Consider the following 24,318-nt stretch of genomic DNA (forward strand, 5'->3'; position numbering starts at 1 on the left):
CTTCCCTGTTTTTGCCATAGGCCGACGATATGACGAACCCCACTTCCGCTTTACTCGTCAAGCCGATCCATCTGGTTCCATCCGCCGCGCGCCTGACGAGTCCGCTCGCGCAGCATCTGCGCAAATCACTGCGCGGCGACGTGCTGTTCGATGCGGCGAGCCGCGGCCGTTACGCGACCGACGCGTCGATCTACCAGATCACGCCGATCGGCGTGGTGGTGCCGCGCGACCAGGACGATCTGCGCATTGCACTGGAAATCGCGCGCAGCGAGAAAGTGCCGCTGCTCGCGCGCGGCGCGGGCACGAGCCAATGCGGCCAGACGGTCGGCGAAGCACTGGTGATCGACACGAGCAAGTGGTTGAACAACATCGTCGCCTTCGATGCCGAAGCGCGCACGGTGACGGTCGAACCGGGCGTCGTGCTGGATCATCTGAACGCGTGGCTCAAACCGCACGGTCTCTGGTTTCCGGTGGACGTTTCGACGGCCGCCCAATGCACGATCGGCGGCATGGCCGGCAATAATTCTTGCGGCTCGCGCTCGATCGAATACGGCAACATGGTGCACAACGTCGACGCGATCGACGCGATTCTCGCCGACGGCAGCGAAGCGCGTTTCGCCTCGTTACGCGAGGCGCCGCAAGGCGCGCGCTTGCAGCAGATACTCGCGGGCGTGAAGCAGATCGCCGAACGCGAGCGCGACGAGATCGTGGCGCGCGTGCCGAAGGTCTTGCGCCGCGTGGCGGGCTACAACATCGACGTGTTCGATTGCCAGAATCCGCGCGCTTATACCGACGACGGCGTCGCGAATCTCGCGCATCTGCTGGTCGGCTCGGAGGGCACGCTAGCGTTCAGCCGGCAATTGACGCTCAGGCTCGCGCCACTGCCCGCGTATAAAACGCTCGGCGTGGTCAACTTCCCGACCTTCTGGCAGTCGATGGAGCTGACGCAGCACATCGTCAAGTTGAAGCCGGTGGCGGTGGAGCTGGTCGATCGCACGATGATCGATCTGGCGATGGGCAATCCGGCGTTTCGTCCGGTGATCGGCAAGGCGCTGGTCGGTGAGCCACAAGCCATTCTGCTGGTGGAGTTCGCGGGCGAGGACCGCGACGCTCAACTCGCGTCGCTCAAGCAACTCACGGAACTGATGGCAGACCTCGGCTTGCCCGATTCGGTCGTCGAGATGCCGGACGCGAACGAACAGAAAGCGCTTTGGGAAGTGCGCAAGGCCGGGCTCAATATCATGATGAGCATGAAGGGCGACGGCAAGCCGGTGTCCTTCATTGAAGATTGTGCGGTGCCGCTCGAACATCTGGCCGAATACACGAGCCGCCTGACCGAAGTGTTCCATCGAAACGGCACGGAAGGCACCTGGTATGCACACGCGAGCGTCGGCACGCTGCACGTGCGGCCGATTCTCGACATGCGGCGCGACGGCGCGGTCAAGATGCGCGCGATCGCCGAGGAAGCCGCTGCACTCGTGCGCGAGTACAAGGGCGCCTATTCGGGCGAACACGGCGACGGACTGTGCCGCGGCGAATGGGTCGCGTGGCAATATGGCCCGCGCCTGAATCAGGCGTTCAGCGAGATCAAGGCGCTGTTTGATCCGGACAACCGCTTCAATCCCGACAAAATCGTGCGTCCGCCGAAGATGGACGACGCGCACAATTTCCGCTTCGCACCGGGCTACAAGGAACATCGCATCGAAACGGCGCTCGACTGGTCCGCATGGAATGTCGAACGCGATCCGCTGACAGGACAGGAGACCTTGCCGGGCAGTGGCAACGATCTGTCCGGCGGTCTCGCGAAGGCCGTCGAGATGTGCAATAACAACGGCCACTGCCGCAAGTTCGACGCGGGCACCATGTGCCCGAGCTACCGCGTGACGAAGGATGAACAGCACGTCACACGCGGACGCGCGAATACATTGCGCCTCGCGATTTCCGGTCAACTCGGCGAAGCGGGTCTCGCGAGCGACGACGTGAAGGAGACGCTCGATCTGTGCGTCTCCTGCAAGGGCTGCAAGCGCGATTGCCCGACAGGCGTCGATATGGCGAAGTTCAAGATCGAGGCGCGGGCGGCGCGCGTCAAGCGTCACGGACTGCGTCTGCGTGACAAGCTGGTGGCTTTTATGCCGCGCTATGCGTCGACAGCGAGCCGCATGCCGGGCTTGATGGCGCTCGCCGATAACGTGCCGGTGCTGTCCGCGTGGTTCAAGCGGTCCGTGGGCTTCGCGCCCGAGCGGAGCTTGCCGCGCTTCAAGAAGTCGTTCCTGGTTGATGCGGTGGCGGGCAGGGCGACACAAGGTGCCGCGCTGAAAGAGGTGCTGCTGTTCGTCGACACGTTCAACAACAACATGGAGCCGGAAAACGCGCGCGCTGCGCAGCGGGTGCTGGAGGCAGCGGGTTACACAGTGCACTTCAATACGCGCCAGGGTGAGCGGCCCGTGTGCTGCGGCCGCACGTTCCTCGCGGCGGGTCTCGTCGATGAAGCGAAGCAGGAAGCGCGGCGCATGCTCGATCTGTTCAAGCCATTCGTGGAGCGCGGCGTGCCGATCGTCGGGTTGGAGCCGTCGTGCTTGCTGTCGTTGCGCGATGAGTTCCTGCACTACGGCTTTGGCGATGAAGCGCAGCGGCTGGCGAAGCAGGCGCTCCTATTCGAAGAGTTTCTGGTGCGCGAGGAAAAGGCCGGACGTTTGCAGCTCGCATTGAAGCCGTTGGCCAAACAACAGGCGTTGGTGCATGGCCATTGCCATCAAAAGGCCTTCGACGCCTTCACGCCCGTGCAAACCGTATTGAAATGGATTCCTGAATTGAAGGTATCCACGGTGGAGTCGTCGTGCTGCGGGATGGCGGGCAGTTTCGGCTATGAGGCCGAGCATTACGCGACGTCGCGGGCGATGGCGGAACTGTCGCTGCTGCCGGCGGTGCGCAAGATGGATGGCAACACGCTCATGGTCGCGGACGGCACGAGTTGCCGGCATCAGATTCACGACGGCGCCGGCGTCGACGCGATCCATGTGGCGCGCGTGCTGGCGATGGCGTTGCAGTAAATGTAGTAGCAGCAGTAGCAGCAGTAGCAGCAGTAGCGCAGAACGCGCCGGCTCGCGCTCAGGCGGCGATAGCCTGCCGATACGCGGTCGGCGCCACGCCGACGCTCTCGCGGAAACGGTGGCTGAAATGGCTGGCGTTGGCATAGCCGCATTGCTCGGCGACCTGCGCGAGCGGCAGCGCCGTGGAGCGCAATAGCGTGCGGGCGCGTTCGAGCCGCTGCTGCGCGATCCACGCGGCGGGCGGCAGTCCGAACGAGGTGCGGAACATGCGCGCAAGATGAAATTCCGACAACGCCGCTACGCCGGCCAGCTCGCCGAGTGTGAGCGTCTGCGAAAGATGGCTTTCGATATAGTCGTGCAGCCGCCGGCGAGTCGCGACCGACAATCCGCCTTTGAGCGACGCATGCGTGCGGCGCACGCCTTGCGCGCGCAACAGCAGACTCAGCACTTGATGCGCGGTCTCATTGGTGCGCAGCAAACCGTCGGGACCCTGCCAGTCTTCGTTCGCAAGCGATTGACACAACGTGGCGATGCGGGCGTCTTCGAAATACGTGCGATCGGCGAGCGTCAGTTCGCGCGGCTCGAGGTCGAGTTCCTGAACCGCACGCTGCGTGAAGTGCTCCGGAAGGAAGTACAGGTGCATGAAATGCATGTGGCCGCGCACCCACCAGCGTGATTCGTGGTCGCCGGGCAGCGCACAGAGCCGCGACGGCGCGCCGTAATGCCCCGGCATTTTCTGACGCTCGGTGCGATAGCCGCCGTCCAGATAACACGACAACGTGTGATGGCCGGGCCGATCGTAGACGGTCTCGGCTTCTTCCGTGTCGCGAGTCCAGACGGCGATGGCCAGCCGGTCGCCGAGCCACGCGAAGCGGTCCAGATTCGCGTTGGCGCTGCTCAGCGTGTGACACACCGACTGAAGGCCGAACGGCGATTCGGTGGGATGCGTCACGGCGGCGGGCGGTCTGTCGTTCACGAAGCGGGCGAAATACTTGTCATGACTGAATAAGCGTCAGTATACGGCCGCCCACGCGCGGCGGCTTGCCACTCCGAAAAAGTGCGCAATCCTGGACAAGTGCGGCCGGTCTGGCTGGGTCATAGTGGGCTTCCGTATTTGCTGCTGCAGGCCTGACCATGAATTTGTCCCTCTATGCCGCCACCGTTTTGATTTGGGGCACCACATGGATCGCGATCAAATGGCAACTGGGGGCGGTGCCGCCGCCGGTGTCCATTGCATGGCGTTTCTGGATCGCGGCGCTGGTGCTGTTCGCGTTGCTGCGTATCATGCGCCGGCCGATCTGGCCGCCGCGCGCCGCATGGCGATTCCTGGTCGCGCAAGGATTGGCGCTCTTCTGTCTGAACTTTCTGTGCTTCTACTACGCGGAACAGGTGGTGCCGAGCGGCCTGGTGGCGGTGGTGTTTTCGACCGCGCCGCTGCTGAATTCGATCAACGGCCGTCTCTTCATGGGCCGGCCGTTGCAACCCACGGCGATTGCCGGTGCGGCGTTAGGGCTCGTCGGTATCGTGTGTCTGTTCGTGCAGCAGATGACGGGACACCTCGGCGATCACGCCGCGTGGTTCGGGCTTGGGATCGCGTTTCTTGGAACCCTGTGCTTTTCGGCCGGCAACCTGTTGTCGAGCCGCATGCAATCGATGGGTCTGCACCCGTTCGCCACGAATAGCTGGGCGATGCTGATCGGCGCCGGCGTCTTGACGGTGGGAAGCGTATTGGCCGGCTTTTCGTTCGCCGTCGAGCCGTCCGCGCGTTATCTTGGCGCGCTCGCTTATCTCGCGATTTTCGGCTCGGTGATCGGCTTTACGGCTTATCTGATGCTGGTCGGGCGCATTGGACCCGAGCGGGCTGCTTACTGCACGGTATTGTTTCCGATCGTGGCGCTGGCGGTGTCGACGGTGTTCGAAGGCTATCAGTGGTCCGCGCTGGCCGTGGTCGGACTGTTGCTGGTGGTGGCCGGCAATCTGGTGGCATTCGATCTCACGCGGCGTATCTTCGTGCGGCGAGTGCGGACTTCCTGAGGGACGTTTTCCCGGCGAGGCGGCGCGCTAATCGGCCGCCGTGCCGAGAGTGCTGGAGAGTCACCGTTTGCCAACGCGTCTCTTTATCAACGGTGATGGTTCAGATTGGCACGGCCGCACCTGCGGGCGATTGAGGTGAGTATTTTCGGGAGCCTGGAAGGCGGCTGAGAAAAGCTCCGGTGAGCTTTTCCGGGAGTGCGGAAATCAAGCAAAAATCAAAGCTGGCTCCCTCTCCATCACCTCCGCATTAACCACATGGGTAGACGAACCCACCCATCACCCGTATAATCGCAGCACCCTAACCGCGAAATCGCAGCTAGATAGGCCCAGTTAGAAGGGGTTCGATGCAAACTAGCAGCACTTTGCATCCGCTCTGACGCCGGTTGAAAACCCGGCATTCAAGAGGGGCCTCAAAGCCCGTCGGACAAGCAACCCAGCGCTGCTGCCCAATATTATCGATGGATCTGGCACCAGTTTTGCTGACTGGTCCGCCACCGAAGGCGAAATCACACCGCCTTCGCGCCGGGCAAAAACAAACCCCCGGCGCCACTCGGTTCACCTCGCGGCATCTGCCGCGTCCCGAACTTCCCATTCGCAGCGTCATCACGACGCCTGTGCGGCGTGGCTATTTCCGCGCGTCGCTCGAACAAGGAGGCGCATCTTCATGATTCAACGTCCTGCCAGACTGATCGGCAGTCTTGTAGCCATCGGTGTCGTCGTCGCGTTGCTGTGCCGCGCGATCGACCCCAGCGCGCTGCATCAGTACGCGCCCGATCTCGTCTACTACACCAAACGGCACCTGCTGCTCGTCGGGTACTCCATGGCGCTCGCGCTGCTGGTCGGCATTCCCGCCGGCGTATTGCTGAGCCGCCCGTCGCTCGCGCGTCACGCCGAACGCTTCATGCAGATCTTCAACATCGGCAACACGATTCCCTCGCTGGCCGTGCTGGCGATCGCGCTCGGCATCTTCGGCATCGGCGATATTCCGGCGCTCGTCGCGCTGTTTCTCGCGTCGTTGCTGCCCATCACGCGCAATGCCTACGAAGGCATGAAGAACGTCTCGCCCGCGCTGCGCGAAGCGGCTCGCGGTCTCGGCATGACGGGCTGGCAGTCGTTGTTGCGCGTGGAGTTGCCTAATGCCATGCCGATTATCATCGGCGGCGTGCGCACGGCGCTCGCGATCAACGTGGGCAGCGCGCCGCTCGCCTATCTGATCGGCGCGGACAGTCTCGGCACGCTGATTTTTCCGGGCATCTATCTGAACAACCAGCAGCAGCTTTTGCTCGGCGCGGCGGCCACCGCGATCCTCGCGCTCGTGCTGGACGGCATCGTCTCGGGCGGCAGCCGCTACCTGCTCGCGCGACGCGGGGTGACGGCATGACGAATCTGTTCAAACGCAGCCGCTGGCTCGCCGCCGGCGCATTGCTCTTCACGAGTCTTCAGGCGAGCGCGGCGACGCTCGTACTCGGCGGCAAAAATTTCACCGAGCAATACGTTCTTACCGAGATCACGTCGCAATACCTGCACGCGAAGGGCTACACGATCGACGCCCGCACCGGCCTCGGCAGCACGCTGTTGCGCAGCGCGCAGGAGAACGGCCAGGTCGATATCACGTGGGAATACACGGGCACCGCCGCGATCGTCTACAACAAGATCACTGAAAAGCTCGATCCGAAGACGATGTACGAACGCGTGAAAGCGCTCGATGCGAAACGTGGCCTCGTGTGGCTCGATTGCTCGCCGCTGAACAACACGTACGCACTCGGTCTGCCGCAACAAGTGGCGCAGCAAACCGGCATCCGCACGATTTCGCAACTCGCCGCGAAGATGGCGGCGGAGCCGAAAAAGAAACACGTGTTTGCGATGGATGCGGAGTTCGCCAATCGCCCGGACGGCCTGAAGCCGCTCGAAGCCGCGTACGGCATGCAGTTCAGCCGCGCGGAAACGCGGCAGATGGATCCGGGCCTCGTCTACACGGCGCTGCATAACAACCAGGTGCCGATCGGGTTGATCTACACGACGGACGGCCGCGTGAAGGGCTTCAACATCGTGCCGCTCGAAGACGACCGCCACTACTTCCCCGCATACAACGCCACGCCGGTGGTGCGCAAGACGACGCTCGACCAGAACCCGCAACTCGCGCCGCAATTGAACGCGTTGTCCGACGCGCTGAACAACGACACGATGCTGGAAATGAACAAGCAGGTCGACATCGACGGCAAGCCGGTGCGCGAAGTCGCGGCGGAATTCCTGCGCACGCACAAGCTGCCCTGAGCGGAGATCTTCTTTATGACTGTATTCGACTATCTATCGGCCAACTGGCCTGAATTGCTGCAACTCACCGCGCAACACGTGTGGCTGGTGGGAATCGCGGTGGGTTGCGCGATTGCCGTCGGCGTACCCTTGGGTATCCTTATCAATCGGCACGAGTGGCTCGCCGCGCCGCTGCTGAGCATTGCAACGGTGGTGCTGACCTTGCCGTCCATCGCACTGTTCGGCTTGATGATTCCGGTGTTCTCGCGCTTCGGCCAAGGCATTGGCGCAGTGCCGGCGATCACCGCCGTGTTCCTCTATTCGCTGCTGCCGATCATGCGCAACACCTACCTCGCGCTGCGCAATGTCGACGCCGGCATCAAGGAAGCGGGCATCGGTATCGGCATGACGGTGTGGCAACGGCTGCGGCTCGTCGATTTGCCGCTCGCCGTGCCGGTGATTCTCGGCGGCGTGCGCACGGCCGTGGTGATGAACATCGGCGTGATGACGATCGCCGCGGTGATCGGCGCGGGCGGTCTCGGCACGCTGATCATCCGCGCGATCGGCCAGAGCAACATGATGAAACTGTTGGTGGGCGCCGTGCTCGTGAGCTTGCTCGCGATCGTCGCCGACCTGCTGCTGCAAGCGCTGCAACGCTTGCTGACCCCGAAGGGAGTACAAAAGACATGATCGAACTCGACAAACTGACCAAGACGTTTACGCAGAAGGACGGCCAGCAGGTGAAGGCAGTCGACTCGGTGAGCCTGACTGTCGGCGAAGGCGAAATCTGCGTGTTTCTCGGCCCGTCGGGCTGCGGCAAGACCACCACGTTGAAGATGATCAACCGTCTGATCGCGCCGACTTCGGGCCGCGTGCTGATCAACGGCGAGGACACTTCAGGTCTGAACGAAGTCGAATTGCGCCGTCACATCGGCTATGTGATCCAGCAGATCGGCCTGTTTCCGAACATGACGATCGAGGAGAACATCACGGTCGTGCCGCGCCTGCTCGGCTGGGACAAGAAGCGTTGCCGCGAACGGGCCACGGAGTTGATGTCGATGGTCGCGCTCGATCCGAAGCAGTATCTGAAGCGCTATCCGCGTGAACTTTCGGGCGGCCAGCAACAGCGTATCGGCGTGATTCGCGCATTGGCCGCCGATCCGCCGGTGCTGCTGATGGACGAGCCGTTCGGCGCGGTCGACCCGATCAATCGCGAGTCGATTCAGAACGAGTTCTTCCAGATGCAGCGTCAGCTGAACAAGACGGTGATCATGGTGAGCCATGACATCGACGAGGCGATCAAGCTTGGCGACCGCGTCGCCGTATTCCGCCGGGGTCAACTGGTGCAATACGATCATCCGGATACGCTGCTGGCGCATCCGCGCGACGAGTTCGTCGGCGCGTTCGTCGGTCAGGACAGCACGTTGAAACGCCTCTTGCTAGTGAAGGCCGGCGACGCCGCCACCCAGCCGGAAACCGCGCATGCCGACATGCCGGTCGCGCGCGCATTCCAGATGATGGACGACAGCGACAGCCGCTATCTGACCATCGTCGATGGCAAGCAGCAAGCGCTGGGCTATGTGACGCGCCGCTCGGCGCGCGCGGGCCAGGGTGTGTGCGGCGATCATCTGACTGCATTCAAGGCGACGGTCAGCGCGGACGAGCATCTGCGCATCGTGCTGTCGAAGATGTACCAGTTCAATTCGTCATGGATGCCGGTGCTGGATGGCGACGGCCGTTATGTCGGCGAAGTCACGCAGGATTCGATTGCGGACTATCTGAGCTCGGGCCGCTCACGTCGGCAGACGGGTCAGCCGGCGATCGTGTCGCCTGCTGTCGCCGCGGCGGAAGCGGCGGCCGCGCAAGCTGCAGCCGCTGAGCACGTGTGATACTGGGGTAGTCAACAAAACGGCGTGAGCGCGGCGTCGCGAGTCGAATCGAGCACCGGCCACGGCGATGAATCGGCCGGCGGCGCGGTGGCCGTTCTCACCATGCCGGGCGCGCTTTCGAATATCTCGACGAGCCAGTCGACGAAAGCGCGCACGCGTGGCGAAATCTGGCGGCTCTTCACATACGTCACCGAAACGGGCACCGGCGCGGGCCTGCACTTCGGCAACACTTCGAACAACTTTCCCGACGCAAGGTACGGCGCGGCAACCGCGCGCCCAGGCTGAATCAAGCCGAGGCCTTCGAGTCCGCAGGCGAGGTAAGTGTGTTCGTCGTTCACCTGGATGAAGCTGTCCAGCTTCACCTTGCTCGCTCGCGCCGCCACGCTGAAGTCGAAGTCCATGCGGCGGCCGGTTTGCGTCGACAGCCAGTGCACGGCGACGTGATCCGAGAGATCGTCGAGATGGCGCGGCTCGCCGAATCGTGCGAGATACACAGGGCTCGCGCAGGTCACGCGTTCGATCGAACCGAGCCGGCGCGCGAGCAGGCGTGAGTCCGGTAACTCGCCTAACTCGATGTTGCAATCCACGCTCTCCCCGACCAGATCGAGCGAGCGATGATGCACGCCGAGCGCCAGTTCCACATGCGGATGCTGCGCATGAAACGAGGCCAATGCAGGTACCACGATCGACGCCGCAATCATGCCCGGCATGGCCACGCGCAAGCGGCCGCGCAAATTTTCAGGCTGGTTGAAAAGACCCGATTCGACTTCTTCGATCGCCGCGAGAATCTGCGCGCAGCGTTCGTAATAAGCGGCGCCTTCGGCGGTCAGCGTGACTTTGCGCGTCGTGCGCACCAACAGTTGCACACCGAGCAGCGACTCGAGCGCCTGCACGGTGGTCGTCGCGGTGGCACGCGGCACTTCGAGCGATTCCGCGGCGCGCGTGAAGCTGCTCGTATCGACGATGCGTACGAAAATCCGCATGGCCTGCACGCGATCTATCACGATGCTTCTCCGGTTGAGCGCGGCTGCTGGCGTATCAATCCCGCCGCGAGCAGCGGCGCAATCGCAAAGATCGCGAACAGCCATGCGGCGGTCTGTTGCGCGCCGCGCTGCGCGGGCAGCGTGGTGAGACCCGCGCCGTTCGCGACGAGGCCGGCGAGCGCCGAACCGAGCGCCATCGCGAAGAGTTGAATGGTGGTGATAGAGAGCGATGCGAGGTTCTCCTCGCCGGATTGCGCGGCGGTGAACACACGTGTCAACAGATGCGGCCAGCCGATTCCGACACCCAGTCCAACGCTGACGAGCGCCGCGCACAGTGCCAGCGTTCCGCCTGCGCTGTCGAACAGGTCGGCTTGCGGCATCAGCCACGCGAGCGCGGCGAGACCGAGCGCTTCGACGATCGGACCCGCGCGGCTCAAGCGTTGCGCGGCCACGGCGGAACGTCCGGCGCTGAACACCGATCCGCACGACCAGCCGGCCGCCATCAACGCGGTCAGATAGCCGGCCGCGAGCGGCGAGCGGCCATGAATCGTCTGCAAGAAATACGGCACGAAGATTTCACTGGTCACGCCGATGCCGAGCAGGCTCATGCACGCATAAATACCGCCGATGCGCGTGCGAATCGAATACGACCCGCTCGGCAATAAGCGCGTACGCGTGCTGTCGCGTTCGAGTCTCGCAAGCAGCCAGACGAAGCCGAGGCCAACTGCGACGCCGATGGCGTTCCACACAATGTTCTCGCTCAAGGCGGCAAGCGAAATCACCAGAACAGATGCGCTGAGCAGCACGACCTTGAGCAACGGAACGGGCGCCGCCGCGCCGGTCGCGTGCTTGCCGTCCACCTCGCGATGCACGATCACGGCGAGCAGCAAGATGGCCGGCAGCAAGACCCAGAACGCGAGCCGCCAGTCGCCGAGTTCCGCGAAGACGCCGCCGAGCGCGGGCCCGCACAACGTGGCGACGCCCCACATGCCCGACACCAGTCCCATCGCGCGAGGCCACAGGCGCTCTTCGAACACGACGCGAATCAGCGCATAGCTGAGTGCGAGCAGTATGCCGCCGCCGAGACCTTGCAGCGTGCGCCCGGCCAGCATCCACGGCATGGACGGTGCGCTCGCGCAGACGACAGTGCCCAATGCGAATACGGCGAGCGCGCTGAAGTACGCGGCGCGCGCGCCGAGCACCGCAAGCAGACGCACCGACAACACCGAACCCAGAATCGACGCGACCACGAATAGCGTGGTGTTCCACGCGTACAGTTCCAGTCCGCCGATCTCGTGCACGACCGAGGGCAGGATCGTCGTCGCGACATAGACGTTGGTAGCATGCAGCGCGACGCCGCCAGCCAGCCCCAACGCCCGCCAGCCGTTGCTGCCACTGAGAAGATCGCTCCATGCGGGCGCATTCGATTGCAGATTTTTCATGTCGTGGACAGCCGTGCAAGGCTGGCTTATTATCCAAGTATTGGCTTGGATAATAATGGCACTCAATGAGATATGCAAACGAAAGCTTGGAAAATTCACCGGGCGTCGCGTCCGCTGCGACGATAGCCGCGCCGGTGGATCGCATCCTGAATCTGTTGAAGGTGCAGGGGCCGTTGTCGACGGCGTCGATCGCGAGTGAACTCGGCATCACCGTCGAGGCGGCGCGCCAGCAGATCCAGAAACTGCTGAGCGGCGGATTGATAGAAGGACGTCAGGCTTCGCAAGCGGGACCTGGGCGGCCGAGTCAAAGCTGGGCTTTGACGGAAGCGGGCAACGCGCGTTTTCCCGACACACATCCGCAATTGACGGTGCAACTGCTCGGGTCGATACGTCAGCTATTTGGCGAAGCGGGACTCGACAAGTTGATCGACCAGCGCGCCGTGGAAACGCGCGCGAACTATCTGGCGGCGCTCAAGCCGGTCAAAGGCCTCAAGGCACGGCTCGCGAAGCTGGCGGAGATTCGCAGCGCCGAGGGTTACATGGCGGAGTTGCACAAAGACGGACGCGACTGGCTGCTGCTAGAAAACCATTGCCCGATTTGCGCGGCGGCGCGAACTTGCCAGGGATTTTGCCGCACGGAGTTGCAGCTCTTCGCGGAGATTGTCGGCGAAGACGGTTCGATTGAACGCGAGGAGCATGTGCTGGCAGGCGCGCGTCGGTGCGCTTATCGCATCCGCGTAAATAGCAAATAGCACCGCATTTGTGCGCAGGCTTATGCGCTTCGGATTGTTTGGACAATTCAACATTTAATGCGAATTTTTTATCAATATATTTCCGATTTTTCTATGCGAGGATAAAACGCCAACATTTACGCGTGCGCGATTGCGCTTCGTCCGCACGCCTGCGGATGCGCGCCGGACACGCCAGCTGTGCGCGCTTCGCACCTTGCAAGGAAATACCGTCGTGACATTGTTCTCTCGCCTAGGCGTGGCCGTTGTTATCTTACACAGTCTTATCCCGCTGAATGCGTCCGCGCAATCGCAACTCAATTACACCACTTCATGGATCGGTAATAGCTTTGGTTTCGGCGACGGCAAATGGATGCAGCAGGATATCCAGGCCATCAGCGTCGGCGCCGACGGCACCGTTTACACCAACGCGCCGTGGGACGAAAGCGGCAGTGAAATCGCCGCCTACCGCGCGGGCGACAAGATCGCCGTCGCCGGTTCGACGCATGGCTGGGGCGCGGCCGGTGGCGACGCGGTCGCGGTCAATCACACGTACCTGTATGCGGCGATGTCGATCGGCAACGAGAGCAACGCCCTGGTCGGCGCGGACTATCCGGCAGCCAACCTGACCTGGTACGGCATCACGCGCCGCACGCTCGCCAATCTGGCGACTGGCGCGCCGTTCAGCGGCGGTATTGGCAATAGCGCCAATGCGACGAAGAACAGTTTTCTGCCGCTCGATACGGTAGCGACCGGCAACGACGCGAGCATTCGCGGCATGGCCGCCACCGACAGCGAACTGTATGTGGCCGACACCTACGCCAACCGGATCGTCGTGTTCGACGCGAATTCGATGCAGCGCTTGCGCTCGTGGAACGTGACATCGCCGGGGCGCGTTGCGGTGGATACCGATTCGACGCTGTGGGTGATGAGCGGTGTCTCTTCTGGAAGCCTAACGATTCAGCACTATGCAGCTAACGGCACCGCGCTTGCCGGTACATTGACGCTACCGGCGGGCGCGGTGCCGGCTGATATCGCGGTCACGCCGGCGGGTCAAATCCTCGTCGCGGACAACGGTCCGTCGCAACAGATTCTTGTCTTCAACAAAGACGCTAACGGTCAACCGCAAGCCGCCGCGGCGATCGGCACGCGCAACGGCATCTTTCACGCGGTCAAGGGCGTGCCCGGCAATTGGCGTTTCAACGGCATGACGGGCATCGGCGTCGATCCCGCGGGCAATCTGTACGTCGCGCAGAACGGCGAAGGGCCGCGACCGGTCGGATCGGCATCGGTTGGACAAGGCGCGGTGCTCGAAAGCTACGTGTACAGTTCGCACGCCCTCAATTGGCGTTTGTACGGCCTCACGTTCGTCGATAGCGCCGCGTTCGATCCCGCCACGCCCAATTCGGTCTACACAGGCTCGAAGCGCTTCACGCTCGATTACAGCCAGCCGGTCGGCCACGAATGGTTGTACGCGGGTTTCACGCTCGACCGTTTCGACTATCCGGACGACCCCACGTTTCACGAGCCGCGCGGCGTGCGTGGCGAGCCGATGGTGCGTCGAATCAACGGCCAGCCGTTTCTCTACACGCTCGATCCGGGCGCGCATTATCTGAACGTGTATCGCTTCGATGCCGCGCACGGTGAAATGGCGATTCCGTCGGGCCTGCTCGCGCAAAATCCGCTGCCGGGCACATGGCCCGCGGCGCAGCCCACGTATGGCGAATGGCTATGGCGCGACAGCAATGGCAACGGCAGCGTCGACGCCAGCGAGATCAGCAGCAATCCGTCCACCGGCAGCACCGTCGGCAACGGCTTCTGGTGGGTCGACACGCCGGGCAATGTCTGGCTCGCCACGCCGTTGAGCGGCATCCGCGAAATGCCGCTGCAAGGCCTCGATTCCGCGGGCAATCCGATCTACACGTACGCCAGCTCGAAGATGTTCGCGATGCCGCAGCCATTCACGCGGATAGCGCGGATCGTTTATATCGCGGCGACCGACACCATGTACATCTCCGGCTTCACCAGCGCGATTCCATGGGATGCGACGCATTGGAAAGAGGCCGGCCCGGTGCTCGCGCGCTATGACAATTGGAGTTCCGGCACGCCGACGCAGCAGTACACGATTTCGCTGCCCTGGAACACACAAAGCAATCCGCAAACGACGACCGTGGGCGTCGCGGTGGCGGGCAATTACATCTTCGTGGCCGAGCTGTACACGCAGAAGGTGGATGTGTACGACGCGCGCACCGGCCAGGCCGTCGGCTATATGACGCCGGGCGCGAGCGTCGGCAACACGAGCGGCTGGGTGGACGTGTATCTTGGCATCAGCGCGGCGCAACGCGACAATGGCGAGTACGTCGTCCTGCTCGAAGACGACGCCCGCGCAAAAATTCTGATGTATCGATGGACGCCTTAACGCCGATCGCGTTCGCCCCGTTCACGAATGGACGGCAACGCACGATCGGTATATAACAACATGAAAGGATGGCTTGTTCACCGCTGCATCAACAGGAGCGAAGTTTCATCATGACGCAAGACGTAACGCCTAAGCCACCCACGGGCGACCGGCCCGATCTGGAAAACCTCGACGCAGCGCTCAGTCACGTGGATCAGCAGGTATCGTCGGGCAGCATTGCATCCGGCGCCGCGAAGGGCATCCTGTATAGCCTGATCGAAACGCTCGGCACGTTTGTCGGCGATCCCGATCTGCCGGAGCATGCACGTTCGGGTTACGAAGGGCTGCTGGAAGCCGCTCGCGAGCTGCGCGCGAGGCTGGATCACTAAAGGCGATGGCGCGTTGCCGGTCAGCGGCGCGATTCGCATCGGCATGCATGCCGATGTCGAACGGCCGTTGCTTCTGTTTGGGGTGACGGCATAACGCGGCTGCGATTCATCATCGCATTCGGCCGCTGCATTTCGGCGTCGCCGCTGTCTATGATAAAAAGGCGCACTGTCTCCAACATTGCGCCTTTTTTATGCTCTCTGCGTCTGCTATCGCGCTGCTGGCCGTCGGCATTGTCGTCGTGCTGATCACACCCGGCCCCACCAATACACTGCTTGCCGCGGCTGGCTTGCGCCAAGGTGTGCGGCGCTCACTACCGCTGATCGCCGCCGAACTAGGCGGCTATCTCGTCTCGATCTCCGTGTGGGGGCATTTCCTCGTCCAGGCGGCGCATGCGCTGCCCTGGCTGCCCTCGGTGTTGCGCGTGGCGGCCGGCTTGTACATCGCCTATCTCGCCGTCGACATGTGGCGCGCGGCAGTCGCGTTGCCCGACTCGGCGCAGCGGGCGAGCGGCATGCGCACGTTGTTCGTGGCGACGCTGCTCAATCCAAAAGGCTTGCTGTTCGCCGGCACGATCTTTCCGGCTGTCGCTTTCGCGCACCTGCCGGCCTACGCCTTTTCGATGCTGATGTTCGCGTGCCTGCTGGTGCCGATCGCGCTCGCGTGGATCGCGTTCGGCGCGGCGCTCGGCAGCGGCAGGCTCAGCTGGCTCAATCCGGTGAAGATGCAACGTGGCGCTTCGATCGTGCTCGGCGTATTTTCCTTGTCGATTGCGTGGGCGGCACTGCATTGAGTGCGGCGCTGATCGGGCGTTCAGGCGGCCACGCTGTCGCCCAAGGCGTCGTCGACCATTAACGCGTCGAGCCATTCCGGCGGCGCGGACGTGATTTGTAGTTGCGGCGTGCCGTGCCAATCCGCGCAGCGTTGCAACGCGCGGCGCAGATCGCCGGCGAGACGGGCGCTCAGACGCACGCCCGGTTCGATGTGCAGCGACTTCAGTTCGAACACGCCTTGGGTCCGGTGCGCTTTCGCATCCACGCGGCCGACCAGACGCCCACGGCTTAGCAGCGGCAACACGAAGTAACCATATTTGCGCTTCGCCGCTGGCGTATAGCATTCGATCGCGTAGTCGAAGTCGAACAGCGCCGCCGCGCGCTTGCGATCCCACACCACCGGATCGAACGGCGACAACACGGTAGTGACCGTCGACGAGAGCTTGCCGCTCGCGGCATCGTCGAGTATCGCGGCGAAGTCTCGATGCACGAACGTGTCCTGCTTCCAGCCTTCCACCTGCACCGGAATCAGTTCGCCCTGGTCGGCGAGCGCATGCAGTTCGTCGCGGTACGGGCGTCGTGGCAGCCGGTAGTAGTCGGCGACCCAATCGGCGCGCGCGACACCGAGCGCACGGCAGGTGCGGCGTAACACGGCTTCGGTCACGGTGTGCGCGGGCGGCAGATCGCGCGCGTCGTCCCAATCCGGCAGCACGCGCTCGGTCAGATCGTAGACGCGGTGAAAATTGCGCCGCTCGGCCACCATCAATTGACCGATCGCGAACAGCACTTCCAGATGGCGTTTCTCCGGCTTCCAGTCCCACCAGCCGTTTCCCTTGCCCGCCTCGCGGGCGAAATCCGCGGAGCGCACGGGACCACTCGCGCGAATGTGCGCGAGCAGCTTCTCAATGTCCTTGCGATATTTCTTGTGCCACTCGGCCGCGTATTTCCAGCCCATGCCGCTCGGATCGAGCATGCGATGGCGCAGCAGGCCGTAATCTTCGATCGGCACGAAACAGGCTTCATGTGACCAGTACTCGAACAGCTTGCCCTCGGCGAGAAGCTCGTCGAGCCATTGCTGCGGATAGGCGCCGAGCCGGCTGAACAGCACGAGATAGGGGCTGCGCGCGACGACGTGAATCGTGTCGATCTGCAATTGCGCCATGCGGCGGATCGTGTCGAGCACGTCGGCCTTGACGGCTTTGCGGCGCGGCGGCGTCAGCAAACCTTGCGCGGCCAGATGCAGGGTACGGGCGGCGGAAAGCGAAAGAGTCTTCACGCGGGCGTCGATCAGTGAGTGACTGCGATGGGGGCGGACACAAGGCCCAGCCTGGATTAGCAGCCGCTACTGTAGCGTGAAGCGCCCAAACTTGCCTTTACCACCCGCGGCCGTGATGCCGATCCCAGCCGCGATGACGGCCATGATCGTGGTGCCAGTGGCGGTGGCCGCCGCGATAGTAGTCGTCCCGGTAGCCGTAACCGTAGACCGGTTGGGGCGCATACACGACGGGCGGTGGCGCATAGACCGGCGGCGCTGCGTACACCGGGCCTGGTGTGTTGACGAACACGCCGACGTCCACCCGCGCCGAGGCGGCAGTCGATGCGCAGGCGGCGGCAAGGCCGAAGGCGGCGAAAACGATCGCGCGTTGGAACATGCTTGTCTCCTGTCGAATGGCTGACGACAATATTACGAGACAGAAAGGCAAGCAGGTGCAACCAGTTGAAGGTGTGTGTAACAGCAGGTTACCCGCCGGCGGTTGCAAGGCCGGCGGGCATTTTCAAACCATCGAAATCATTCAGGCGCCCAGCGGGACCGCTTCTCCCGCCGATACCGCAAGCAATTGATGGATCTGCGCGACCACGGCGGCGCCTTCGCCGACGGCCGCCGCGACCCGTTTGGTCGAGCCGGCGCGGGCGTCGCCGATCGCGTACACACCCTCGACCGTGGTCGCGAGATCGCAGGCCGAGGCGCCGTCGGCACTGGTGCCGGTCAGCACGAAGCCTTTCTCGTCGAGTTCCACGCCGCAGGTACGCAGCCAGTCGGTATTCGGGTCCGCACCGGTGAAAAGGAACAGATGGCGCGTGTCGAAATGATCGGTGCCGTCGGGCAACGGTTTTTTCAGGGCGACCGACGACAAACCGCTTTCGTCCGCATCCAGCCGGCCGATCTCCGAGTTCGGATGCACGAACACATTCGGCAGCGAGCGGATCCGGTCGATCAGGTAGCGCGACATGGTGGCCTCAAAACCGCTGCGCCGGATCAGTACGTGGACCTTGGCCGCATGCGTCGCCAGATAGACGATCGCCTGGCCGGCCGAATTGCCACCGCCCACGAGTACGACTTCCTGGCGTTTGCACAGCTTGGCTTCGACCGGCGACGCCCAGTAGTAGACGCCGCGTCCCTCGAAGCGGTCGAGCCCTTCGAGCGCCGGGCGCCGGTAGACCGCACCGCTCGCGATCACAATGGCGCGCGCCGTGATATGCCCGCCGCACTTCAGTTCCAGCCGATGCGGCCGCTCCGCGCAATGCAGCGCCTTCACGTTGACCGGAATCGCGACGTGCGCGCCGAATTTCTGCGCCTGCACGAACGCGCGGCCCGCCAGCGCCTGACCGGAGATGCCGGTCGGAAAGCCGAGGTAGTTCTCGATCCGCGAACTCGCGCCGGCCTGGCCGCCTGGCGCGCGGCTGTCGAGCACGATCACCGACAGGCCTTCGGAGGCCGCGTACACCGCGGTGGCGAGCCCAGCCGGGCCGGCGCCGACAATCGCGACGTCGTACACATGCGCATCGTCGAGATCGGGCAGCAAGCCGAGGCACGTGGCGAGTTCCGGCATGCTCGGGTGACGCAGCACCGAGCCGTCCGGGCAGATCACCAGCGGCATGTCTTCTTTTTGCGCGGCGAATTGCTCGATCAGACGCAACGCGTCTTCGTCGCGTTCGTCGATCACGGAATGCGGATGGCCGTTGCGCGACAGGAAGCCTTGCAGCATGACGAGCCGGGCGTCGCTGCTGTTGCCGATCAGGATCGGCCCGCCCGCGCCCTTTTCGATCAGCGACACGCGCCGCAGGATCAGCGCGCGCATGATGCGCTCGCCGAGTTCCGCTTCGGCGACGATCAGCGCGCGCAGCCGCTCCGGCGGAATCAGCAAGGCTTCCACCGAACCGAGCGCCATGCCGTTGACCAGCGCGGGTCGTCCCGACAATTGACCGACTTCGGCAAGGAAATGCCCGGCGCCATGTTCGTTGATCAGCACTTCGCGTCCGATGCCGTCGCGTTGATAGACCTTCACGCGCCCTTCGAGCACCACGAACATGCCGGGACCGGTGAGACCGGTCTCGAACAACAGCTCACCGGCTTTCCAGTGGCCAATCTCGCCGAACTTGCGCAGACGACCGATTTCCGCGCAGGTGAGCGCGGGGAACATCTGATGCATGCGCGTCGAGAGTGACGAAAACGGCGCGTCGGCGACGACGTCCTGCTGTTGCCCTACTGTTTGTTGCACTTCAGCTTCTTGAGTCGAAAGCATTGAACCGCTCCTTCGGTGTTCATTGATGGATCGAACGAGAGGCGAAGCGGCGCGGCGCCCGAAGGCGCGAATCCAGGTGCGCTGCTTGCGCTATACGGCCTTCGGCGCGACGTCGTCGACCGCCACGTCGGGCGGCGGCGTGTTGGGCAGCGAGTCCACCGGCTTGCCCGAGTCGCGCCAGGCTTCCATGCCGCCGCGCAGCGGCAGCACATCGGAGAAGCCGGCTTCGTTCAATTGCTTGGCCATCCATGCCGCGGAAATCTCATTCGGGCAGGAACAGTAGATCACCAACTTCTGATCGTGCGGATAGGTCGCGACGATCTCGTCGAGCTGCCGCTCGTCGGCGAATTGCGAGCCCGGAATGATGAACGGATCGAGCTTGCGCTTCTCATGCGAACGGATGTCGAACAGCACCGGCGTTTTGCCGGCCTTCACGAGCGAGGCCAGTTCGTCGACTTCGATGCGCGCGGACGCGAGCTTCGAAATCAGCTGGCGCCGGCGCACCCAGCGATACGCGGCATACGCCAGCAGCAGGCCGACGGCGACCAGCGCGGCCGTTCGGCCAAGGCGTCCGGCCATGGCGAACAGCATGTCGATCTGCCTCGCGAACAGCGCGCCGATGATCAGGCCGGTGCCGGACCACAATGCGGCGCCGATGCTGTCGTAGGTGAGGAACGTGCGGTAGCGCGTGCCCATGGCGCCCGCCATTGGGATCGATACGATCGACAGTCCCGGCACGAACTTGGCCACGGCCAGCACGCGCACGCCCCAGCGACCGAAAAAGCGTTCGGTCTTTTTTACGCAGGTGTCACGCGAGAGCGACAGGCGGCAAATCGTTTTCAGCGTATTGCCGCCGTACATACGGCCAGCGAAATACCACGCGCTGTCGCCGATCAGCGTGGCGAATATCGACAGGATGAGCACCGGCGCCAACTGCGTGCCCACGGAACCGGGATGCATGGCCGCCATCGCCCCGAACAGCACGAGCGACGGCATCGCCGGAACCGGCAGCCCGATCGAGGCGGCGAGCACGTTCACGAAGACGAGCGCCGGCCCATATTGCTCGACGAGATCATGTAGCATCGGCTTACATCCGCAGCCCTTTCGGGCGCGGCGCAGGTAGGAAATGCAAAGGAGAATGCAAGGATTATGGACGCATTTTCAAGACGTGCAAACGCCCTGAAAAGAAGCCCTTTACTTGGGTGTGGAATGCGCAATCTCAAGCACACTCAACCACTTGAAAGATGGATTAGCAGCGTGACTTGAACAAAACAAGAAAGGTGTGAATGTCGCGCGGTGTTGCTAAAGCGGAAATAATGCCCGATGGACGTCCGTAGACGCCCGCTCAGCAAGCAATTAGAGAACGGTGATGCTAAAGCGTCACGCGGCATTCACACTGAAAGTGCAATGCCGCGTGACGGATTTCATTGACGATGATTGTGCTGTTCGCCGGGCAATTCGGCGCCGTGCGCGCGAATCGCGGCAATCAGTTCGGCTGGCGTGATTTCGTAGCGCACTTCGCGGTGAATGCCTGGCTTGCGCTCGTCGACTTCGATCAAAAGAATGCCTTTGCCGTCTTCTGTCGATTCGAGGCGCAGCGAGCGAAGTTCGCGCGCCGTTGCGTCGTCGTATTCGGTGAGCAGGGCCATTGACCCGGAAGACCCGGTAGTGCGCATCGAAGTTGTCCTCGTTCCGTTGTTGATCGAACCATTGTACGGGCAGGATGGTGCGGCGTCTGTCTCGCCACCGTCACGCTTCACGTGGTTGCCGCCGTAGTTGCGTGCGTGCCGCACGCCGCCAAGCGCGTTGACTGGCGCGGCCCGCCGGGCAGCGCGTGTCGTGACGTCCCGCCGTGACAACCAGTTTAACGCGACTCTCGGCAACGACGGATGCATTTTTCGTGCCCCGTGACGGTGCGATTCTTCTCCATGACTGTCACGCTGTTGACGCGCGCTCCAGTTAGGGGAAATGGGCCGGGCGCGGCGTACGTCGCGGCTAGCGCATCTTGTCCAGATCGCTGAGTTCGGCGACGCGCAGCGGTGCGTCGGCGGCGAGGAAAAACTCGTCGAGCTGCGGCGGGGCGGCCGCTGTGCCGCTCAACATCGCGTGAACTTGCCCGCGATGATGGATCTGATGGACGAACACATGCGGCAGCACGCTGCCGATCTGCTCGCGTTGCACCCCGACCGGCGGACCGCGGTCGATCTGGACTTCGCGTTGCAGATCATCGTCGGTAAGCGATTCGCAGAAGGCGAGCAGTTGCTGATCGCTCCGCACTTGTGCATCCCACAGGTCGGCTGCGCGCGGATAGGGCAATTCGTTATCGAAAATGGTGAGGCCTGCGCCGCCGCCGATCAGCGCATCGAAGTAGTAGCGGTCCACCAGAAGGATGTGATTCAACGTGAGCTGTAACGATGGGAAGAAGCTCACCCTGCGCTCGGCGAACGCTTCGTCGGTCAAGGTGAGGCAGGCGCGGTAGAGGCGCAGGTTCGACCAGGCGTTGTTGCGCGCCATGGCGGCGAGGTGCGAAGACAGCGGATTGACGCGTGGCGAGTCGGAAGGGGTCACGTCGGCCTCCGGTAGCGGGAATCGGCATGAGGGTGCGCTTGCGCGTCGCCGTGATCGCACGCGTGGCGCGAGAATGGAAACGCTGTCTGTCTAGCGTAGCATCGCTTCGCGCGAGGCAATCGACGTGTGGCGCGTTCGTGAAGACGCGCTCCCGTATTCCCTCACCGTTCGCCTTATCTGCCACGCGGGCGGCAACGGATGATCGAGGACAAAACCTCAACAATCCTCAACAGCGCAAGCACCGAATCCAGTCCACAAAAAAATAGGCCCGTCCACGGAGAGGGCGGGCCGCTAAACGCCGTTGTTACTCGGGTCAGCCTGCCCTTGCAAACAACTGGGCGCTGACGCTGCCATCGTGCTGCGTCAATACTGGACTGTCGAGGTGGGGGTAACGCCGATCTATCAGATCAATTCGGCTTCTTCCTGCTCGACATCGTGTGCGGTGACTGGCGCACGGTGTCGGTTGATCTCGGGCGCCGACGTTTGCGCTGCATCAGCGGTGAACGCCCGACGCTTCGTGCCGGCGGCGCGTTGCGCCGGCGCTGCGTCGGCGACGGTGAACAGACGCACCGCTTCATCCAGCACGTCCGCCTGTTCCGCCAGACGCTGCGCGGTGGCCGCCGCCTGCTCGACGAGCGCTGCGTTCTGCTGCGTGGCGCCGTCCAGATGCGAGACCGCCTGATTGACCTGGCGAATGCCTTCCGCCTGTTCGCTGCTCGCATTCGCCACGTCGACGATGATCGACGACACGCGCCCCACCGCCTCGTCGATCACGCGCATCTGCGACGTTGTCCGCGCAACTAGTTCGGTGCCGGCCGCGACTTCGGTGGCACTCGCTTCGACCACTGACTTGATTTCCTTCGACGACGCCGCGCAGCGTTGCGCCAGCATGCGCACTTCGCTCGCGACGACCGCGAACGAGCGGCCTGCTTCGCCCGCGCGCGCCGCTTCGACCGCGGCATTCAGCGCGAGGATGTTGGTCTGGAAGGCGATCCCGTCGATCACGCCGGTAATGTCGGCGATACGTCGCGATGCCGCTGTGATGCCCGCCATGGTCTGCTCGACCTGGCCGGCGATCTTGCCGCCGACCGTTGCCGCCGCCTGGGCGTCTTTTGCCAGATCGAGCGCGCGCACGGTGGCGTCGGCATTGGCTTGCACGGTGGTGGTCAGTTCTTCCATGGTGGCGGCGGTTTCTTCAAGCGACGCCGCTTGCAACTCAGTGCGTCTCGCGAGATCGACATTGCCGCTGGAAATTTCGCGCGCGTTGTCGAGCATGCCGGTGATCTGCGCGCGCACGTCGTAGACGATCGCCGCGAGATTTGCCTTCAACTGATTCAGCGCTTGCAGCACGTCGCCGAGGTCGTCGTGGCGCGCGATCTGCAGATCGGCGGTCAGATCGCCGGCGGCGAGACGCGTGGCGAATCCCGACATGTCGCGAATCGGCGCGGCGAGTTGGCGCGTCAGCACCTGCCATGACGCAATGCTGACTGCCGTGGTGACGCCCAACGCCATCCAGAACGGCACAGGCGGTGCGCCTTGCCACGCGACGAGGCCCGTCAGCAGAAGCGCCAGCGGCGTGATCGCGTAGCCGATTGCCGCACGCGTCGCAACAGGAAGGCGCATGAGCGCCTGCAAACGCCCCAGCACGCCGGTGCGCACCACCACGCCGCGGCGCAACCGCACGCCGCGCGACTCGCCGGTGCGCATGCGCGCGTACAGCGCTTCGGCGGTGCGCACCGCATTGCGTTCCGGTTTCACGCGCACGCTCAAATAGCCGACGACCGCGCCTTTCTCCACCACCGGCGTGACATTGGCATGCACCCAGTAGTGATCGCCGTTTTTGCGGCGGTTCTTCACGAGCGCGGTCCAAGGACGGCCGTCGCGGATCGTCGCCCACATGTCGGCGAAGGCTTCGCGCGGCATGTCCGGATGGCGGATCAGGTTGTGCGGCTGGCCGATCAGTTCGTCGCGCGTAAAGCCCGACACGGCGATGAAGGCCGGATTGCAATACTGGATGCGGCCGGTCAGATCGGTCGCGGATACAAGCATGTGTGACGACGGGAATTCGTACTCGTGCCCGGTGACAGGCTGGTTATTGCGCATGGCTTTCCTTGCTGGTGCTAGCCCGCGCGTGGGCGCGGCGCTTACATGGTTGCAAGGAATATCGGCAATTAACCCCGCGGGCTTGAGGGTTTCCCAGTAAACCACTCAGGTTTAGGCCGGCCTAAGCCGTTAATACAGGGTTGATTGACGCATCGTGGATGGCCGCGTGAAACAGCGCCGGATGCG

At 63.4% G+C, this 24,318-nt stretch carries 20 protein-coding genes; 10 read left to right on the plus strand and 10 right to left on the minus strand.

Features of this window, described 5'->3' with window-relative positions:
• Window positions 1-29: 29 nt before the first annotated feature.
• A complete protein-coding gene (locus P0D96_RS12570; protein WP_408313647.1) occupies window positions 30-3,050 on the plus strand; it encodes an FAD-binding and (Fe-S)-binding domain-containing protein in 3,021 nt (1,006 codons plus the stop codon).
• A gap of 58 nt (window positions 3,051-3,108) precedes the next feature.
• On the opposite strand, the gene P0D96_RS12575 is transcribed toward P0D96_RS12570, so the two are convergent.
• Window positions 3,109-4,026, minus strand: coding sequence for a helix-turn-helix domain-containing protein (locus tag P0D96_RS12575; protein WP_408313648.1), 918 nt, complete (start codon window positions 4,024-4,026; stop codon window positions 3,109-3,111).
• Window positions 4,027-4,184: 158 nt separating this feature from the next.
• On the opposite strand from P0D96_RS12575, the gene P0D96_RS12580 reads away from it, so the two are divergent.
• The 5 genes from P0D96_RS12580 to P0D96_RS12600 all read left to right on the plus strand — a co-directional run bounded on the left by P0D96_RS12580 (window position 4,185) and on the right by P0D96_RS12600 (window position 9,226).
• Window positions 4,185-5,084 (plus strand): DMT family transporter, encoded by a 900-nt coding sequence (locus P0D96_RS12580; RefSeq protein WP_408177625.1) that lies wholly within the window; start codon window positions 4,185-4,187, stop codon window positions 5,082-5,084.
• 664 nt (window positions 5,085-5,748) lie between these two features.
• Window positions 5,749-6,465 carry an ABC transporter permease gene (locus P0D96_RS12585; RefSeq protein WP_408177626.1) on the plus strand — a complete coding sequence of 239 codons (717 nt, stop codon included), beginning with the start codon at window positions 5,749-5,751 and terminating at the stop codon, window positions 6,463-6,465.
• Window positions 6,462-7,358: a glycine betaine ABC transporter substrate-binding protein gene (locus P0D96_RS12590; protein WP_408177627.1), complete on the plus strand. Its 897-nt coding sequence runs from the start codon at window positions 6,462-6,464 to the stop codon at window positions 7,356-7,358. Before P0D96_RS12585 ends, P0D96_RS12590 begins: the two co-directional genes overlap by 4 nt.
• A gap of 15 nt (window positions 7,359-7,373) precedes the next feature.
• A complete protein-coding gene (locus tag P0D96_RS12595; protein WP_408177628.1) occupies window positions 7,374-8,027 on the plus strand; it encodes an ABC transporter permease in 654 nt (217 codons plus the stop codon).
• Window positions 8,024-9,226 carry an osmoprotectant ABC transporter ATP-binding protein OsmV gene (locus tag P0D96_RS12600; RefSeq protein WP_132383468.1) on the plus strand — a complete coding sequence of 401 codons (1,203 nt, stop codon included), beginning with the start codon at window positions 8,024-8,026 and terminating at the stop codon, window positions 9,224-9,226. Before P0D96_RS12595 ends, P0D96_RS12600 begins: the two co-directional genes overlap by 4 nt.
• 11 nt (window positions 9,227-9,237) lie before the next feature.
• On the opposite strand, the gene P0D96_RS12605 is transcribed toward P0D96_RS12600, so the two are convergent.
• Both P0D96_RS12605 and P0D96_RS12610 read right to left on the minus strand, forming a co-directional pair.
• Entirely contained in the window at window positions 9,238-10,230 is a 993-nt protein-coding gene (locus P0D96_RS12605) for a LysR family transcriptional regulator (protein WP_408284821.1), read from the minus strand.
• Complete coding sequence (locus P0D96_RS12610; protein WP_408313650.1) at window positions 10,227-11,651, minus strand: MFS transporter; 1,425 nt, start codon at window positions 11,649-11,651, stop codon at window positions 10,227-10,229. The genes P0D96_RS12605 and P0D96_RS12610 overlap by 4 nt, the downstream gene beginning before the upstream one ends.
• 65 nt (window positions 11,652-11,716) lie before the next feature.
• Here P0D96_RS12610 and P0D96_RS12615 point away from each other — a divergent pair, with 65 nt between their 5' ends.
• The 4 genes from P0D96_RS12615 (at window position 11,717) to P0D96_RS12630 (ending at window position 15,957) form a co-directional block, all read left to right on the plus strand.
• Window positions 11,717-12,403, plus strand: coding sequence for a helix-turn-helix transcriptional regulator (locus tag P0D96_RS12615; RefSeq protein WP_408284827.1), 687 nt, complete (start codon window positions 11,717-11,719; stop codon window positions 12,401-12,403).
• 211 nt (window positions 12,404-12,614) lie between these two features.
• Window positions 12,615-14,798, plus strand: a complete 2,184-nt coding sequence (locus P0D96_RS12620) for an NHL repeat-containing protein (protein ID WP_408313652.1) — start codon at window positions 12,615-12,617, stop codon at window positions 14,796-14,798.
• A gap of 110 nt (window positions 14,799-14,908) precedes the next feature.
• Window positions 14,909-15,166 (plus strand): hypothetical protein, encoded by a 258-nt coding sequence (locus P0D96_RS12625; RefSeq protein ID WP_132383474.1) that lies wholly within the window; start codon window positions 14,909-14,911, stop codon window positions 15,164-15,166.
• Between the two features lie 191 nt (window positions 15,167-15,357).
• Window positions 15,358-15,957: a LysE family translocator gene (locus P0D96_RS12630; RefSeq protein ID WP_132383476.1), complete on the plus strand. Its 600-nt coding sequence runs from the start codon at window positions 15,358-15,360 to the stop codon at window positions 15,955-15,957.
• Window positions 15,958-15,977: 20 nt separating this feature from the next.
• On the opposite strand, the gene P0D96_RS12635 is transcribed toward P0D96_RS12630, so the two are convergent.
• From P0D96_RS12635 to P0D96_RS12665, 7 genes are all read right to left on the minus strand, one after another.
• Window positions 15,978-17,213, minus strand: a complete 1,236-nt coding sequence (locus tag P0D96_RS12635) for a winged helix-turn-helix domain-containing protein (protein WP_408313654.1) — start codon at window positions 17,211-17,213, stop codon at window positions 15,978-15,980.
• Between the two features lie 97 nt (window positions 17,214-17,310).
• The gene (locus P0D96_RS12640; protein WP_132383480.1) at window positions 17,311-17,589 is read right to left on the minus strand and encodes a hypothetical protein; all 279 of its coding nucleotides are present in this window, start codon (window positions 17,587-17,589) and stop codon (window positions 17,311-17,313) included.
• A gap of 141 nt (window positions 17,590-17,730) precedes the next feature.
• Complete coding sequence (locus P0D96_RS12645) at window positions 17,731-19,461, minus strand: FAD-dependent oxidoreductase (RefSeq protein ID WP_408177635.1); 1,731 nt, start codon at window positions 19,459-19,461, stop codon at window positions 17,731-17,733.
• 90 nt (window positions 19,462-19,551) lie between these two features.
• On the minus strand, window positions 19,552-20,544 hold the full coding sequence (locus P0D96_RS12650; RefSeq protein WP_408177636.1) for a DedA family protein/thiosulfate sulfurtransferase GlpE: 993 nt from the start codon (window positions 20,542-20,544) through the stop codon (window positions 19,552-19,554).
• A gap of 341 nt (window positions 20,545-20,885) precedes the next feature.
• Window positions 20,886-21,137 (minus strand): hypothetical protein, encoded by a 252-nt coding sequence (locus P0D96_RS12655; RefSeq protein ID WP_007178686.1) that lies wholly within the window; start codon window positions 21,135-21,137, stop codon window positions 20,886-20,888.
• A 319-nt stretch (window positions 21,138-21,456) separates the two neighbouring features.
• Window positions 21,457-22,029, minus strand: coding sequence for a DinB family protein (locus P0D96_RS12660; protein ID WP_408313656.1), 573 nt, complete (start codon window positions 22,027-22,029; stop codon window positions 21,457-21,459).
• A 402-nt stretch (window positions 22,030-22,431) separates the two neighbouring features.
• The gene (locus tag P0D96_RS12665) at window positions 22,432-24,132 is read right to left on the minus strand and encodes a methyl-accepting chemotaxis protein (protein WP_408177638.1); all 1,701 of its coding nucleotides are present in this window, start codon (window positions 24,130-24,132) and stop codon (window positions 22,432-22,434) included.
• Window positions 24,133-24,318 lie beyond the last annotated feature (186 nt).

It is taken from the genome of Paraburkholderia sp. RL17-347-BIC-D, assembly GCF_046027915.1.
Lineage (GTDB): Bacteria > Pseudomonadota > Gammaproteobacteria > Burkholderiales > Burkholderiaceae > Paraburkholderia.

What these genes read in the sequence shown, in the direction of transcription:
- P0D96_RS12570 (WP_408313647.1), top strand. Translation starts at nt 30, where the DNA reads ATGACGAACCCCACTTCCGCTTTACTCGTCAAGCCGATCCATCTGGTT.
- P0D96_RS12580 (WP_408177625.1), top strand. Translation starts at nt 4,185, where the DNA reads ATGAATTTGTCCCTCTATGCCGCCACCGTTTTGATTTGGGGCACCACA.
- P0D96_RS12585 (WP_408177626.1), top strand. Translation starts at nt 5,749, where the DNA reads ATGATTCAACGTCCTGCCAGACTGATCGGCAGTCTTGTAGCCATCGGT.
- P0D96_RS12590 (WP_408177627.1), top strand. Translation starts at nt 6,462, where the DNA reads ATGACGAATCTGTTCAAACGCAGCCGCTGGCTCGCCGCCGGCGCATTG.
- P0D96_RS12595 (WP_408177628.1), top strand. Translation starts at nt 7,374, where the DNA reads ATGACTGTATTCGACTATCTATCGGCCAACTGGCCTGAATTGCTGCAA.
- P0D96_RS12600 (WP_132383468.1), top strand. Translation starts at nt 8,024, where the DNA reads ATGATCGAACTCGACAAACTGACCAAGACGTTTACGCAGAAGGACGGC.
- P0D96_RS12610 (WP_408313650.1), bottom strand. Translation starts at nt 11,651, where the DNA reads ATGAAAAATCTGCAATCGAATGCGCCCGCATGGAGCGATCTTCTCAGT.
- P0D96_RS12615 (WP_408284827.1), top strand. Translation starts at nt 11,717, where the DNA reads ATGAGATATGCAAACGAAAGCTTGGAAAATTCACCGGGCGTCGCGTCC.
- P0D96_RS12625 (WP_132383474.1), top strand. Translation starts at nt 14,909, where the DNA reads ATGACGCAAGACGTAACGCCTAAGCCACCCACGGGCGACCGGCCCGAT.
- P0D96_RS12630 (WP_132383476.1), top strand. Translation starts at nt 15,358, where the DNA reads ATGCTCTCTGCGTCTGCTATCGCGCTGCTGGCCGTCGGCATTGTCGTC.
- P0D96_RS12640 (WP_132383480.1), bottom strand. Translation starts at nt 17,589, where the DNA reads ATGTTCCAACGCGCGATCGTTTTCGCCGCCTTCGGCCTTGCCGCCGCC.
- P0D96_RS12645 (WP_408177635.1), bottom strand. Translation starts at nt 19,461, where the DNA reads ATGCTTTCGACTCAAGAAGCTGAAGTGCAACAAACAGTAGGGCAACAG.
- P0D96_RS12650 (WP_408177636.1), bottom strand. Translation starts at nt 20,544, where the DNA reads ATGCTACATGATCTCGTCGAGCAATATGGGCCGGCGCTCGTCTTCGTG.
- P0D96_RS12655 (WP_007178686.1), bottom strand. Translation starts at nt 21,137, where the DNA reads ATGCGCACTACCGGGTCTTCCGGGTCAATGGCCCTGCTCACCGAATAC.
- P0D96_RS12665 (WP_408177638.1), bottom strand. Translation starts at nt 24,132, where the DNA reads ATGCGCAATAACCAGCCTGTCACCGGGCACGAGTACGAATTCCCGTCG.